This window comes from Bacillus sp. V2I10 (assembly GCF_030817055.1).
Classification (GTDB): Bacteria; Bacillota; Bacilli; order Bacillales; family Bacillaceae; genus Bacillus_P.
In genome coordinates this window covers 191129-204724 of record NZ_JAUSYV010000001.1, presented here as the reverse complement: position 1 = coordinate 204724, position 13596 = coordinate 191129, and the positions used below count along the sequence as shown (strand labels likewise).

Below are 13596 nucleotides of genomic sequence, written 5' to 3'. Positions count from 1 at the left end.
AGTGGATCATATTTTTTCGATTAAATATTATAAACAAAAATAAACCTCTCCAAGTCATAAAAAGGACCGATCTTGGCTGCTCGCCAGGACGGTCCTTTTAACTGAGCAATCAAAAATGTTTGAGGCATTATTAATTAATTGGCTCAATAGACTTGAAACAGTTCCGTCGAAGGATCAATGACTATTGTTCCTCGTCTGAAGCTTATTCAGCAATCGGGCTTTTTTCTATAATAAGGAAAATCGCCCCATTTTTCATTTTTGTTCCAGATTATGGAGGTATGAAAGTGATAAATGATATTATTCTAATAAATTCTTACCAGTTTAGAATTAAATACGGAGAACCGTACCATAAGTAACGGCGAAATTCCTTTGCGAACCAAATTTTGTGGAACTTTACGTTAGCTTTAAATAAAATATGATAAAAAAAGGGAGATTTGTATATGGAACCAATATGTTAAAAATTTATTGATTGATAATCATCTTTTGTTTAAATTCTTTATCTATTTCTTCAACTTTTGCTTGCCAGGCCTAAAATTACCATAATCGATGACTATGATTTCACCTTCTTCAGATAACGCTAAATTCTTGTAATTTGGGCGACTATCATCTTTCCAAATATCTGCAGGGTAAATCCCATAATTAATAAATTTCTTTTCCATTTTAAGGACTTCTTTAGTATATTTTTTATCCTTTGGGAGCATTGATTCGATTTTTTTCATAATAAATCCAACCATGTCCAAAGCCTTCTACAGGGCATAGGTGTTTTCGTATATCATCAGGAATGTTTGAATAATAGTTGAATTCTCCTTCATTGCCTTTTAACCCCTTGTAAGAGATTGCAATTTTTAAAACAAATCCATTGTCTAGGTCAAATACAATTCGAGATCTGCCGTTTCCAATATATTTATAGCCAAAATTTAATGTATTTTTTGCTTGGATTACCACTTTCAACCTTGTTGCTTTTTCATTAATTCTTTTATGCTCCAAGTTTGAAATCCAAAAATTTATAGACGTTAAGTCGGTTACAGTTAAAAATGGATTTTCCATACTAGCTATCACTTCTATTCACTGATATTTTTAGTATTTATAATTAAAAAGGCCAACAATTTATTGTTCAATCCTAAGGTTCATTCAAGCACTATAGTCTCTTGAAAGGAACATGGAATTTTGGATTCTTAATAGTTATTGAAACTTTTAATCATAATATGTAGGATTGGATAGAATTCCCTTATGCTTTTTATAAGCATATCAAGGCAATGCGGACGTTCAAAGGTTTAAATAATCGCGGGAACTTTCTCGCCTTTATTGGCTGCCATTTTGTCACTCCTTTCGTATGACTGTTTTTTTCCAGACCTTTTTCTCGTTTATTAATATTTTATGTAAAGTGGCACCACTTGAAATGGATAAAAGTTTAAACTCAAAAATTGTGCTGCGGCCTAATTATGTATTCTTATCACACACTACCAATGCTTTTAATGAATAGAGTATATGGACAGTTAAATAACCGGCACAAATTTAAGGTCATACGCCGGTATCCATAAATTCCTGCTACTTCCTTGTGAATCCGTACTATCTCTAACAGTATTTCTTCGTTTTGCTTGTCCTTTTCGGTAGGTGTGCGACGAAGCCACTTATAATAAGTCGAGCGAGCGATATTGGCAATTTTGCACAACAGCGCAATAGAGAACCCCTCTTCCTGATGAAGTTCTTGAATGGCTGTATATTTCTTTAAAGCTCTGACTTGGCTTAAAACCGCCTCCTCTCGAGTTCCTCCAACTTTTTTAAAAAGGCATTTTCAGCTTTCAACCGCTCATTTTCCTGTTCAAGGTGTTTCATTTGGAGCTTCATTTTTTCTTCGGGAGATAACTCTGATTCTTGTTTTGCTTGCCACGTTTGTCTTGAAGCCCTTTTTCTCCACTTTCTTCGAATTTTATCACCCATTGATAGACCTGTTGATAAGACACATGAAAATGTTGGGCGGTTTGATGATGATTCTTTTGGTGAACCAGACAATGTGAAACAATTTCGAGTCGTTCTTTAAGTGTGGTGGATCGGCTTTTAGTCATAGAGTTTCTCATCCCTTTTTTTCCATATTTATGAATAAGCTCCCTTAAAGAATATCCTCCTGAAAGATGGTCCAATACAGCTGCCTGTCTTAGAGTAACCTTTCCATTTCACTCCTTGAAGTCCGTCTATGCCATATGTCTTAAAAAGGTGAATCCAGTGTTTAATTGTACTTCTTGCTAAATTCATCTGTTGGCAGAATTCCAGTGAAGAAAATGATCGATTTTCGTAAGCAGTTATAATTTCATATTTTTCTAGCGCAGAAAAAGGACTTTTAGCCATAAAAAAAACCCCAATTAAGTAAACAGATTTATATTTTTTCATCTGTCTACTTAATTGGGAGCATATTAGTCTGCAGGGAGTTTTTTTATTTGAAATCTTTCCATTCTAGATAGGATTGAGGGTCGATATTTTTTACCTGTTCCAAAAACGACGATAATAAACCCAATCTTTTTAGGTGTTTCATGAGAAGTTCAGGCCGGTCAACCTTTTTTTTAAAATGGCTCACAAGGTCTACTACTTTAAGGTCCCCTCGCTTGGTTACGATGATGTGGTTTAACCTAGAATCCAAACGGGCAAATTTTAACCGCTTCATTTCTTTTAGTATGAATAGGATTTCGTTGGTAACTTTTTCGGATAAAACCCGATTTGTTTTAAGATATTCGAATAAAGAAGGACCCTCAATGTACTCCATAATGATATAGTTTGCTCCAACCTCATAAAGTTTTGGAACAATCCGCGATTCCTGTGCAGCTATTAAAACTTTGCTTTCGCTCAGGGCGTTCCTTTGTTTTGCGTAAATTTTAACGCATTGATCCGAAGAAATTTTAAAAACGGCCCCTTGCTTCCCCTTTCCAATTAGCGGATAAGAGGTTGGATTATGAACAATTTCTACTTTTTGCCCTTTCTTATAAGTAATATTAATAGATTTAAAATCCTCCACTTTCCTCAACTCCTTGAATCAGGTCATTGCCCTATGAGTAGTTCAAAGCTTTATATATTTAATTAATCAACTAAAATAGGTTTCAATTGTTTCTGAACTCAAGTATTCCTTTACGGCATCAATAGGCGAGCGCTTTAGTTCACTTTTAATTTGTAAGAGACCATGCTTAGCCATAAACATTTGTCTGTAAACTTCATATTCCCGATTTCGATGCTGGTTATACACATCATTTGAGCGGTCGTTTGTATGAAAAAGAAATATTTCTGGATGCATCGCTACTTTAATTTTTCCTTTATGACTTAAGAAAAAATCCCAATGTTCTCCTAATTTTAAACTTTCATCCCATTTATGGTTTTGTAATTTATCCGTTTTTGCCAAAAAAAAGTTGGCAACATTATCGTACAATTCCACCCCATTTTCAATTCCGTACGGATTAGCTGTTAAAATGAGCTCATTCTCAATTATCTTAAAAACTGCTTGTGAATTTCTTACCCCGTTTGTCTGAATATATCGGCCGCCAACAATATCTATATCAGAGTTTTCAAGAACATCAAGCAACGATTCAATTTTAGTTTCGTTAATAAAAAAGTGATCATCATCTAGTAATAAAAAATAAGGAGTTTTCACTTGTTTCATTAGGAAATTACGGCCTGTTGACAGTCCGCTATCAAAAGGAAGAACATGATACTCTACATCTGTGCGGGGAATCGGAGATTTACTATCATCTGCTACAATAATAGGCAGACCAGGATAGAATTTGTTTATACTCTTTATGAGCATATCCAGGCAATATGGACGTTCGAATGTTTTAATGATCGCGGTTACTTTCTCGTTTACATTGACTGACATTTTGTCAGCTCCTTTACTTATTACTTTTTCTTTTATATACAGTATGTAATATAAAACTTCTTGAAACGGATAAAAGTATAAATTTAAAAAATGGGCTCCGACCTAGAAATAATTAGGTCTTTTTATTACACTGCCAATGCTGTTAATGAATAGAATATTAACAATTACAATTTCAAAGAAAATGGAGAATGAAAACATGTGAATAAAGAGGTGGGAGAATAATGAGCACGATTCATGTTGTAACAGCCGTTAATGATGGTTTTGCCAAACATCTTGCAGTTATGTTATATTCCTTGCTGAAAAATAAGGTTTCTGCGAATCCTATCATCATTTATGTTATTGATAGTCAAATCTCTAAGAAAAATAAATCCATATTAACGAACACCGTTAAACAATTCAACGCTGAAATCAAATATTTATCCATTGATCCGACTCTGTATGATGGTTTCCTCCTTACTCATCATATTACTCAGGAAACGTATCACCGAATTTCGATTCCAGACCTACTGGAAAAAGAGATTGAAAAAGTCATATATTTGGACAGTGATATGATTATTAAAGAAGACATTACCAAATTATGGGACACCAATATTAATCAATATTTTCTTGCAGGGGTAATCGATGCTTGGCAAGGGGTAAAAAAGTTAAGACATTCCGACCTTTCTATTCCTGATGACTGTGATTACTTCAATGCCGGTGTATTAGTCTTGAATTTAAAAAAGTGGAGAGAGCACAACATAACAAACCAAATTATTGATTTCATGAAAAAGAACCAAAGAATTATTCGTTATCCCAGTCAAGATCCGATGAATGCTATTCTTCATGATAAATGGCTTCAACTTGACGTAAAATGGAATTATCAGTCAAAACAAGTTTATTTCTTTGAACCTCTGTTAGACCCGGCCATTATTCACTACACAGGGGAAGATAGTAAACCCTGGTGGAGTTCAAAGCACCCTCTTCGTGATGAATATTTTAAATATGAAAAAAAACTGGAGAATTAGTATATAGGACCAATATGTGAAAAATTTATTGTTAAAACCAAAAACCCCCTGTAGGCTGCAGGGAGTTTTTTTCTATCTTAGTCCTTATCATTATTTTATATCTTAAAGCCACAATAGCGGACACATACATATACCTTACGAGACTTTTATTCATATCATATTATAATCTAATAAGCAAAGGAGAATTGTCATGTCAAAAGTGCCCTTATATATCGTTACAGGTGCTAGTGGTTCTGGGAAAACCTTCGTTGTCAAGGAACTACGAAGAATTATGCCAGACTATGTTATTTTCGATTATGATGTTATTTTGAAGTTTTTAAGAGCCGACTCTAACAAATTAGACAAATATCAAATGCAAGGTATTTGGCTTCGTGTTGCACGAGATGTTGCTGAAAGCGGCCGAAAAACGATAATTTGCGGATTAATAAAGCCACAGGATATTGAAACAAGTAAGGAAATCCGTTATTTTTCGCACATAAACTACTTGATTTTACATTGTGATGAACAAACCCGTGAGAATAGACTATGTGCAAGAAAGAATATGACAGATAAAAAGATTAAATATATTAAAAAATTAGCAAGTTGGTTTATTGAAATAGCCGCTAAAAATACGCCCCCAATTCCAATTGTTGATACTTCTAATACGGATGTAATTAAAGTTGCTGAACAAATAAGAGATTGGGTTTTGATCGGAAAAATGGATACCTCATTATGATAAGGTACGGTGAACCTTACCATAAGTAAATGAGGTTTTTTTCCGTTAAGATATGACTCATTTTTTCTATAATAACAACCAAAGACCGATAAGGAGAACGGTCTTTGGTATAATATTAAAACATTGAAGCGCACGCAAATTTTTCCTCGTTATCATCAGCTATCTGGCGTTAAGTCTATCCTAGCTGACGTCAGTGAGAAGGGTGTCGGTCAAAAATATCTAATCCAACACAGTGCAGGAAGCGGAAAATCTAACTCGATTGCTTGGTTGGCTCACCAATTGGTCTCGTTGTCGAAAGATGGTAAAAACCTTTTCGACTCGGTCATAGTAGTAACAGACCGGATTAATCTTGATAAGCAGATTAAGAATACAATAAAAGGGTTTATGCAGGTATCGAATACCGTTGGTCATGCAGGAAGCTCAGGTGACTTAAGGAAACTCCTGCAAGATGGTAAGAAAATCATCATCACGATTGTGCACAAGTTCGCACAGACATCGAGAATTGGGTCTAACTTATCGCGTTCCGCTCCACTAAGGTAAAGCGAGCTTCGGTATCAAGAAATTCAGAAAGATAGAAAGCTTTTCCCATTAGTCTCAAATTTTGATTCCATCTGACGTTACTACCTGAAGTTTCTTATCCGGGCATTTCGGTTTTCCTATATGAAAAAGCCTTAAAAAGGGTAGTTAAACGCAGATGGAATCTTCTAAAAGGGCAGGGGAAATTAAAGTAAGACAATCTTAATGGAATAACTGATGAGTATTCTATCACTTACATCGCCTACTTATTACAGATTTTGGGTATAAATATAATAACTGATGAGACATTTAATCCTTTAGGAGAATTATAAGTGAAGAAAAGTCTAGCAAGTGAATATCCAGAATTGGTTAATGAATGGGACTATGAATTAAACGGTGATATAAAGCCAAGTGATGTTCCTCCAAAAGGAAGACAGCATGTATGGTGGAATTGCCAGGAAGGACATCCAAGTTATAAGGCTAAATTAGCATCTAGATCTAATGGAACTGGATGCCCATGTTGTAAAGGTTCAGAAGTGTGTTTTGAACGCTCATTATTGGGGAAAAGACCAGACCTAGTAGCTATGTGGGACAAAGAGAGAAATAGTCCATCAACTCCAGATAAGGTGCTTGCTGGTTCCAATGAAACATATTATTGGATTTGTGAAAAGGGTCACTCGTTTGATATGCCAATTAAACGAATGACTAGAAAAAGAAGGAGTAATGGATGCCCATATTGTAGAGGTTTAAGAGTTAATGAAACAAACAACTTAGCTAAGCTTTATCCACAAATAGCGTATGAATGGGTTGAATGTTTAGAGAATAAGTATAAGACAGCAAAAGATGTCACCCCTGGTTCAACTGTCAAGGTTTTATGGAGATGTAAGAGAGGACATGAGTGGAAAACAACTCCAAAACATCGAACAAGTGGTGGAACAGGATGTCCAAGGTGTAAAAAAACAATGAAAGTGTCGAAAAAATCATACACACTCTTTTATTATTTACGAAAACATTTTGATGATGTTGAGATAGAAAGACCACTTTTAGGTACACGTATGGTTTTGGATGTATACATTCCATCAATTAATTTAGTAATTGAGTATGACGGAGGGTTTTATCATAAGGATAATAAGCGCGATATAAAGAAAGACAGTATGTTATTAGAAAAGATGCCAACTGCAAAACTAATTAGAATACGAGAGCCGGAATGCCCTCCATATAATTCACCTAATTCCAATACAATTTTCTATGTGCTTAAAAATCATTCTATCGAAGCATTTCAAATGTGTCTTCAAATGGTTTTTATAGATCATGTTCAAAAAAGACCTGATATAAATTTAGAGAGAGATAATGTGTCAATTTTAGAATTAATGGATTGTTTGGAATGTGAAAATTCATTTGCCACAATAAGACCAGATCTATTAATAGAATTTGATTACAAGAAGAATGGAAATTTAAAACCAGAGGACTTTAAAGTGGCAAGTAAGGAAAAAGTAAATTGGATTTGTAAAAAAGGTCATTGTTGGTCAGCTACAATTGCCAGTCGAACACATGGTGGCAATAACTGTCCAGACTGTGGGAATAGAAGGTTGCATAGTGGAAATAATTTAGCTGCCGTTAATCCCGAACTTGTTAAGGAGTGGCATCCAACTAAGAATGAAAAAGGCCCACAAGATTACTTTGCAAATTCTCATTTTAAAGTTTGGTGGTTATGTAAAAAGTGTGGTTACGAATGGCCTGCACTAATCTACAATAGAAATGGTAAACGTAGTGGATGTCCACTTTGTTATAGGAATAATCTTAATTAAACAAGGTTTGACCAATTGAAAAAAATGGTTTGTATATAGTGAAACATATCCTTTAAACTAGGCTGCTTATTTGATCCCTCATGTATCGGAACTTTTCTTTCACTTAAAGGTTTTTTACTTATACTGCCCGCCAGCATAAAATTTGAATACCTAATGAATACCTTTTGATGAAACTCATTGAAATTAGATGATATTACTTTATAGTAGAAACTCGTTAAGTTAAGGCTTTTGACATTGAATTCGATAGCGCTAATGTCTAATGAAAAATGAACGTAAAAAATACGGTCTTAAAGGCGCTCGTCGTGCACCTCAGTTCTCAAAACGTTAATATTCTCTATCTATCAACGTTTACAGCCCTTTCTCGGATTGCCGAGGAAGGGTTTTTATTTGAGAAAAAATCAGTTTGAATACCCTTCCTCATAAATCCATATAATTTTTAAATAAATTTGCTACTTGTTCTTTCGCTGTATTTGTCACGTGAGTATAGATATTCATTGTTGTTTGAATTTCTGTATGACCTAGTCCTACTTGAATATCCTTAATAGTTGCTCCAGCTTCAAATAGTAAAGAAGCATAGGTATGTCGGAATCTATGAATGGTAATGGGCTGAAGTTAACTATGTTTGTGTTATTAAAATCACAAGTAAACTTAAACATATATTTGTAAATAGAGATGTAATAAATATCAATAGTCTGGCAATAATGGGTTTATCAGATAAAAACTGGAGGTGGATCGTATGAGAGAAGAATTAGCGATTTTCAACCGAATTTTTACAACTACAAAGGAATCAATCGAAAACTTTATGGCCATGCTAGATCCTGTTATTCAAAATGCAAAAGACGATCATGAACGACTCTACTACCATCATATTTATGAAGAAGAAGAACAAAGGCTATCACGTTTAGAGGAACTTATTCCGCTAATAACAAAATTCGAAAATGATAAAAATGATACTATTTTTTCTCCAACCAACAATGAGTTTAACCGTCTTTTGCAAGAATTAAATCTTGAAAAATTCGGCTTGCACAATTTTGTAGAACACCTGGATTTAGCACTCTTTAAATTTACAGACGAAGTACGAAGTACACAACTGCAGCAAATGAGAGAGGTTTCTTATCAAGATTATCAACAAGTTAAGAATTTCTTAAATGAAATAAATGGAAAGTTTGATCGTGATTATGTAGATCCCCATGCACATCATGATAAAGACCATGATCATTTGGCTCCCCTAATCTCTCAAAATGCAACAGCAAAAAAACATAAAAGTCCCAAAAAAGGTTTTACTGTTGGGAGTTTACTATAAAGAACTTACGGGAAAGGAGAAATTTATGAATTCTCAAATACATTCAGATTTACCTCTATCAAATCAAGAATTTCAACAATTAAACCAAATCGTTATTGAGGCTGCAAGGAGACAATTAGTTGGACGACGCTTTATTGAATTATACGGTCCTCTTGGCAGAGGGGTGCAAAGTATTTTCAATGATATCTTTGTAGAAAATCATGAAGCCAAAATGGACTTTCAAGGTTCTTTTGATACAGAAATTGAGTCCAGCAAAAGAGTCAACTATACAATACCGTTGCTTTACAAGGATTTTGTGCTTTATTGGCGCGATTTAGAACAGGCAAAAGTGCTGGACATCCCTATTGATTTTTCAGTGGCTGCTAATGCCGCACGCGATGTTTCCATCTTAGAAGACCAAATGATTTTCCATGGGTCAAAGGAATTTGATATCCCCGGGTTAATGAATGTAAAGGGGCGATTAACACACTTAGTCGGGAATTGGTATGAATCGGGAAACGCCTTTAAAGATGTTGTTGACGCAAGAAATAAACTGCTCGATCTAAATCACAATGGACCATATGCACTCGTTTTATCGCCTGAATTATATTCACTATTGCATCGTGTGCATAAAGATACAAATGTATTGGAAATTGAACATGTACGTGAACTTATGACAGATGGAGTCTTTCAGTCACCCGTTTTAAAAGGAAAAACTGGAGTCGTAGTAAATACGGGGAGAAATAACTTGGATCTGGCTGTCTCTGAGGATTTTGAAACAGCTTACTTAGGAGATGAAGGAATGAACCATTCCGTGTATATGAGACAGTTGTACTAAGAATTAAACGTCCTTCCGCGATATGCACTCTTGACGACCCTAAAGGTTAAGGAGTGAATTCGTTGGATAAAAGAATATTTACTGTTGGTTCACTTATTCCCGGAAACATAGTTAACATAGAGGCAATAAATTCGAATTTAATTGATGTGGAAAGTATTCCGGTGGCCCATCAATTGCAAAAAATCGGTTTGGTTCAAAATCAGAACAAGCTTGAAATTCAGCCTATTAAAGGAAAACTATTGTTGGATGCTGCCTTGCAGCAGGGGCAGGACTTAAAGTTCAAATGCCGAAAGGGAACTTGTGGGGTATGTACAGTAAAAATTGAAGAGGGGGCATCCCATTTACACCCTCCTAACGATAAAGAGAAAAAAAAGTTGAAAATGGCCTTAAACCAAGGGTATAGATTAGCATGTCAATCGATGATCCAGTGAATACGAAAAGAGGTTCCCTGTCGGAACCTCTTTTTTGCATTACGCAAACATTCGCTCATTTAGTTGGATTAGGTTATCTTCAATTTGGAATGGAAGGTCAAAATTGCGCTTTTTAAGCTCTTTTACACTTATATCTCGAACGAGCTTAAACGTTTCTTTCTTAAAAGTAGGTGTAATAAACCCATTATTTATTTCACACAATTTTTCTAAGTATTGTAACGTTTCATTCACCAAAAATTGTTTTACGTAGTTGTTATTTAACTGACAAATCAATTTATGCTCCAATCCTTTGATTACAGCAATTTGATCAATGTGAGCAATGATATTTGTTCCATTTTCATCTATAAAGCAAAGGGAAACATATTGTCCTTTTGAAATGTCAATATTCATAAATACTGGATTTTGGTATGATTCACCAGATGTCAAACGGATAATTGTTGCTTCTGCAACCCCGCCTACCTTGCGATAATTTGAAATCACTGTATGAATATCCTTCAATCCATGAAGCATATTTAACATTTTAAGTCCCCCTAGCAAAAGTTTCATCTGAAAATTCTATATGTTGATTTTAGAGAAAATGAGAATCATTGTCAACTAGATTTGTGGGTTTTCCTTTTATTACAATTCAGTTCTACTTTAGTGATAGTTGGCAATTTTTTTATAAAGCAGATGAGATAAGTGATATTTTTTCCATAAGACTTTGCAAATGCCGATGCTTATTAGAGATACATAAAAATAATTCTTTATTTTTGTATTCTAAAGCTTTATCCAATTGATAAGACAAAGATATATGCTCAGTTACTAAATCAATCATTAATTGAATATTGTTGGAGTTAATGGCCTCTTCGAGTATCTTTATCGGTACAAAACAGTTTATTTCTTCGTTGACTATAATTAATATGTACCAACCAATTCCAAACACATATTTTCCATAATCAGCAACTGTCAATATATCGCCGTATTTCAGCGTTTCTACACCGCTTACAGTATTGTCTTGTTTATTCCCATAATATAAACACTGTACCTTTATACCGTTTTTATTCGTTACAACAAAATAAGATTCCATTAACTCCTCCTCATTCAGATTCACTATATCATTCTTTAAATATTATTCTTGGGCTTACACTTTATACCTTTGTCTTGCATAGATATATTAAGGGTCCTGAATCATTATAAAACCTTAATTTTTCTTACCACCTAAAGGAATAAGAACCTTCTTCAGGTGAACATGATAGTCAACCCTTAAAAAGCTCACCCTCCTTAATCCGTTCTACTTTGCTAAGCATGGCGCCATTTAATCACTCTTTCGGCATTTCTACGTCAGTAATGAGATACGATTAAAGAAAAAAACCTATTTGGAATAATGTTTTTGATTAATTTTAAAAGCATCGGTTACATACAAATAATTGATTTGATCTCTTCATCTTAATTGAAGAAGCAGTTGCCCAAAAATATCAAATGTTAATAAAGAAATTACAGTTGACTTATTACTTATCACTAGAAGATGGAGCAAACACTCTAAGCTTAGGTTATCTTACACATATTGCCCGCCCGCATATTAATTTGAATACCTTTTGAATACCCTTTGATGCACTTGTATGAAATTAGGTGAAACCAAAAATGTAAGAAACCTTTATATCTTAAGGGTTTTAACATTTGATGAAATATCTTGAAGGTGTATCAAAAAATGAACGTAAAAAATACGGTCTTAAAGGCGCTCGTCGTGCACCTCAGTTCTCAAAACGTTAATTCGTTTTCCGAAAACCACAACATTATGTTGTGGTTTTTTTTGTTGTTTCTAAAACGCCGTCCTCCCATTCGGGATTTGAAAACTTTACCGCGAATGATAACCATGAGCAGTAGGACAATAGAGTGAGGGGGCATTTATATGATGGAAAATATCACTTCACTTTCAGATAAAAGAAGAGAGAAGCAAATCAACTATGAACGCAGCATACTTAAGGACCTTACGTTAACTCAGCTGAAAACAAAAGCTTACGAGTGCTTTGGCGTTTTTATGCATTCCGGGAAATTTGACTACTCAGCTATAGAAGATGGCTGCATTGATTTTTCCATAGAGGCATATCTGCTCGGTGCAAGCTACAGCAGGTTTGGCTTTTTTGGAGAAACCATGCAGACCGTGAATGCAAGGTCAAGACGGGAAGAAAAACTGCTTGTTGACCAGCTGTTTGACTACATGCTGATATGGGGGAACCCTGGCGAAAATGACTTCAAAAATGAATCGATCTATTATGCATGTGAGTTTTTAATTCATTTATGGTGGTCGGAGGGTTTTGAAAAAGGAGAAAAACGGCTTAAGCTTCGTCTCCATTAAAACTGGATAACTTATCATATTTCCTGCTGGTCCGCCATATAGTGTTAAAGGACGAGCAGGAGGGGAAAAAATGAAAAGAAAGCTAAGATGGTTTGGCTTCGGTGCAGGCTTTATTTTATTACTCCTATTATTTCAGTTTCAATTCAACAACGACAGCTCCTGGAAGTCGTGGAATCTCCCTTTAACAGGAAAGGTCATTTACATAGACCCAGGCCACGGAGGACCAGACGGAGGGGCAGTCGGGAAAGAACATCTTGAAAAAGATATCGCACTCTCCATATCCAAACAGATCAGAGACTACCTTCAGGAACAGGGAGCATTGGTCCTCCTCACTCGTGAAAAGGATACTGATCTGGCTGAAAAGGATACAAAAGGATATTCAAAAAGAAAAGGGCAGGATTTAAGAAAAAGACTCCAAATAATAAACGAATCAGAAGCAGACCTTTACTTAAGTATTCACTTGAATGCCATTCCTTCTAATGAGTGGAGCGGGGCCCAGACTTTTTATCATTCAAAAATGAAAGAGAATGAAAAGGTGGCAAAATTCATTCAAGATGAACTTAGAAGAAATTTAGAGAATACAGACAGAAAAGCAAAACAAATGAATACGATCTATTTAATGAAACATATCGATAAGCCAGGTGCATTAGTAGAAGTTGGTTTCTTATCAAACCCTGAGGAAGCCCGGCTTCTCGGAACAAAAAAATATCAGGACAAAATAGCCGCTTCCATCTATAATGGCATCTTAAGATATATGACGCATGAAAAAAATCCTCCAGAGTGAAGGATTTTTTTGTTTTGCTGCTGCGTC

18 protein-coding genes and 2 pseudogenes are annotated in these 13596 nt (G+C 34.9%); 11 read left to right on the top strand and 9 right to left on the bottom strand.

The features are described from left to right. Positions 1–500: 500 nt before the first annotated feature. The 6 genes from QFZ72_RS01095 to QFZ72_RS01070 form a co-directional block, all read right to left on the bottom strand. On the bottom strand, positions 501–659 hold the full coding sequence (locus tag QFZ72_RS01095; protein WP_307428428.1) for a hypothetical protein: 159 nt from the start codon (positions 657–659) through the stop codon (positions 501–503). Positions 660–684: 25 nt separating this feature from the next. Next, positions 685–1047: a hypothetical protein gene (locus QFZ72_RS01090; RefSeq protein ID WP_307428426.1), complete on the bottom strand. Its 363-nt coding sequence runs from the start codon at positions 1045–1047 to the stop codon at positions 685–687. Between the two features lie 797 nt (positions 1048–1844). After that, positions 1845–2066: a helix-turn-helix domain-containing protein gene (locus tag QFZ72_RS01085; RefSeq protein WP_307428423.1), complete on the bottom strand. Its 222-nt coding sequence runs from the start codon at positions 2064–2066 to the stop codon at positions 1845–1847. A gap of 28 nt (positions 2067–2094) precedes the next feature. After that, on the bottom strand, positions 2095–2346 hold the full coding sequence (locus tag QFZ72_RS01080; RefSeq protein ID WP_307428420.1) for a helix-turn-helix domain-containing protein: 252 nt from the start codon (positions 2344–2346) through the stop codon (positions 2095–2097). Positions 2347–2431: 85 nt separating this feature from the next. Next, a complete protein-coding gene (locus tag QFZ72_RS01075; protein ID WP_307428416.1) occupies positions 2432–3007 on the bottom strand; it encodes a hypothetical protein in 576 nt (191 codons plus the stop codon). Between the two features lie 66 nt (positions 3008–3073). After that, entirely contained in the window at positions 3074–3856 is a 783-nt protein-coding gene (locus QFZ72_RS01070) for a glycosyltransferase family 2 protein (protein WP_307428413.1), read from the bottom strand. A gap of 221 nt (positions 3857–4077) precedes the next feature. On the opposite strand from QFZ72_RS01070, the gene QFZ72_RS01065 reads away from it, so the two are divergent. The 5 genes from QFZ72_RS01065 to rpsI (QFZ72_RS01050) all read left to right on the top strand — a co-directional run bounded on the left by QFZ72_RS01065 (position 4078) and on the right by rpsI (QFZ72_RS01050) (position 8227). Next, positions 4078–4860, top strand: coding sequence for a glycosyltransferase family 8 protein (locus QFZ72_RS01065; RefSeq protein WP_307428410.1), 783 nt, complete (start codon positions 4078–4080; stop codon positions 4858–4860). 190 nt (positions 4861–5050) lie between these two features. Further along, complete coding sequence (locus QFZ72_RS01060; RefSeq protein ID WP_307428407.1) at positions 5051–5575, top strand: P-loop nucleotide/nucleoside kinase family protein; 525 nt, start codon at positions 5051–5053, stop codon at positions 5573–5575. A 123-nt stretch (positions 5576–5698) separates the two neighbouring features. Further along, positions 5699–6115 carry a DEAD/DEAH box helicase family protein gene (locus QFZ72_RS29375; RefSeq protein WP_373464389.1) on the top strand — a complete coding sequence of 139 codons (417 nt, stop codon included), beginning with the start codon at positions 5699–5701 and terminating at the stop codon, positions 6113–6115. 308 nt (positions 6116–6423) lie between these two features. Next, the gene (locus QFZ72_RS01055; RefSeq protein WP_307428404.1) at positions 6424–7899 is read left to right on the top strand and encodes a zinc-ribbon domain-containing protein; all 1476 of its coding nucleotides are present in this window, start codon (positions 6424–6426) and stop codon (positions 7897–7899) included. A 259-nt stretch (positions 7900–8158) separates the two neighbouring features. Further along, positions 8159–8227: a 30S ribosomal protein S9 gene (gene rpsI / locus QFZ72_RS01050; protein WP_373464653.1), complete on the top strand. Its 69-nt coding sequence runs from the start codon at positions 8159–8161 to the stop codon at positions 8225–8227. 89 nt (positions 8228–8316) lie between these two features. Here the strand turns inward: rpsI (QFZ72_RS01050) and QFZ72_RS01045 are convergent. Beyond that, a pseudogene (locus QFZ72_RS01045) lies at positions 8317–8511 on the bottom strand (tyrosine-type recombinase/integrase); the annotation flags it as partial. Between the two features lie 124 nt (positions 8512–8635). Here QFZ72_RS01045 and QFZ72_RS01040 point away from each other — a divergent pair. The 3 genes and pseudogenes from QFZ72_RS01040 to QFZ72_RS01030 all read left to right on the top strand — a co-directional run bounded on the left by QFZ72_RS01040 (position 8636) and on the right by QFZ72_RS01030 (position 10450). Next, positions 8636–9202, top strand: coding sequence for an IMEF encapsulin system ferritin-like cargo protein (locus QFZ72_RS01040; RefSeq protein ID WP_307428402.1), 567 nt, complete (start codon positions 8636–8638; stop codon positions 9200–9202). Between the two features lie 25 nt (positions 9203–9227). After that, positions 9228–10069 (top strand): annotated as a pseudogene (locus QFZ72_RS01035) (family 1 encapsulin nanocompartment shell protein). A gap of 12 nt (positions 10070–10081) precedes the next feature. Then, positions 10082–10450: a 2Fe-2S iron-sulfur cluster-binding protein gene (locus QFZ72_RS01030; protein ID WP_307428398.1), complete on the top strand. Its 369-nt coding sequence runs from the start codon at positions 10082–10084 to the stop codon at positions 10448–10450. Positions 10451–10489: 39 nt separating this feature from the next. Here the strand turns inward: QFZ72_RS01030 and QFZ72_RS01025 are convergent, their stop codons facing one another. Continuing rightward, positions 10490–10969, bottom strand: coding sequence for a hypothetical protein (locus tag QFZ72_RS01025; RefSeq protein WP_307428396.1), 480 nt, complete (start codon positions 10967–10969; stop codon positions 10490–10492). Positions 10970–11108: 139 nt separating this feature from the next. Further along, a complete protein-coding gene (locus QFZ72_RS01020; protein WP_307428393.1) occupies positions 11109–11516 on the bottom strand; it encodes a hypothetical protein in 408 nt (135 codons plus the stop codon). 593 nt (positions 11517–12109) lie between these two features. On the opposite strand from QFZ72_RS01020, the gene rpsI (QFZ72_RS29370) reads away from it, so the two are divergent. The 3 genes from rpsI (QFZ72_RS29370) (at position 12110) to cwlD (ending at position 13569) form a co-directional block, all read left to right on the top strand. Beyond that, complete coding sequence (rpsI, locus tag QFZ72_RS29370) at positions 12110–12199, top strand: 30S ribosomal protein S9 (protein ID WP_373464388.1); 90 nt, start codon at positions 12110–12112, stop codon at positions 12197–12199. A 139-nt stretch (positions 12200–12338) separates the two neighbouring features. Continuing rightward, positions 12339–12785 carry a DUF2521 family protein gene (locus tag QFZ72_RS01015; RefSeq protein ID WP_307428390.1) on the top strand — a complete coding sequence of 149 codons (447 nt, stop codon included), beginning with the start codon at positions 12339–12341 and terminating at the stop codon, positions 12783–12785. A 70-nt stretch (positions 12786–12855) separates the two neighbouring features. Then, positions 12856–13569, top strand: a complete 714-nt coding sequence (gene cwlD / locus QFZ72_RS01010) for an N-acetylmuramoyl-L-alanine amidase CwlD (protein WP_307428387.1) — start codon at positions 12856–12858, stop codon at positions 13567–13569. Positions 13570–13596: the final 27 nt, after the last annotated feature.

Coding starts and splice junctions, on each gene's coding strand:
- QFZ72_RS01080 (WP_307428420.1), bottom strand. CDS start 2,346: ATGGCTAAAAGTCCTTTTTCTGCGCTAGAAAAATATGAAATTATAACT.
- cwlD (WP_307428387.1), top strand. CDS start 12,856: ATGAAAAGAAAGCTAAGATGGTTTGGCTTCGGTGCAGGCTTTATTTTA.
- rpsI (WP_373464388.1), top strand. CDS start 12,110: ATGAAATATCTTGAAGGTGTATCAAAAAATGAACGTAAAAAATACGGT.
- QFZ72_RS01085 (WP_307428423.1), bottom strand. CDS start 2,066: ATGACTAAAAGCCGATCCACCACACTTAAAGAACGACTCGAAATTGTT.
- QFZ72_RS01060 (WP_307428407.1), top strand. CDS start 5,051: ATGTCAAAAGTGCCCTTATATATCGTTACAGGTGCTAGTGGTTCTGGG.
- QFZ72_RS01015 (WP_307428390.1), top strand. CDS start 12,339: ATGATGGAAAATATCACTTCACTTTCAGATAAAAGAAGAGAGAAGCAA.
- QFZ72_RS01020 (WP_307428393.1), bottom strand. CDS start 11,516: ATGGAATCTTATTTTGTTGTAACGAATAAAAACGGTATAAAGGTACAG.
- QFZ72_RS01090 (WP_307428426.1), bottom strand. CDS start 1,047: ATGGAAAATCCATTTTTAACTGTAACCGACTTAACGTCTATAAATTTT.
- QFZ72_RS01070 (WP_307428413.1), bottom strand. CDS start 3,856: ATGTCAGTCAATGTAAACGAGAAAGTAACCGCGATCATTAAAACATTC.
- QFZ72_RS01040 (WP_307428402.1), top strand. CDS start 8,636: ATGAGAGAAGAATTAGCGATTTTCAACCGAATTTTTACAACTACAAAG.
- QFZ72_RS01065 (WP_307428410.1), top strand. CDS start 4,078: ATGAGCACGATTCATGTTGTAACAGCCGTTAATGATGGTTTTGCCAAA.
- QFZ72_RS01025 (WP_307428396.1), bottom strand. CDS start 10,969: ATGTTAAATATGCTTCATGGATTGAAGGATATTCATACAGTGATTTCA.
- QFZ72_RS01095 (WP_307428428.1), bottom strand. CDS start 659: ATGGAAAAGAAATTTATTAATTATGGGATTTACCCTGCAGATATTTGG.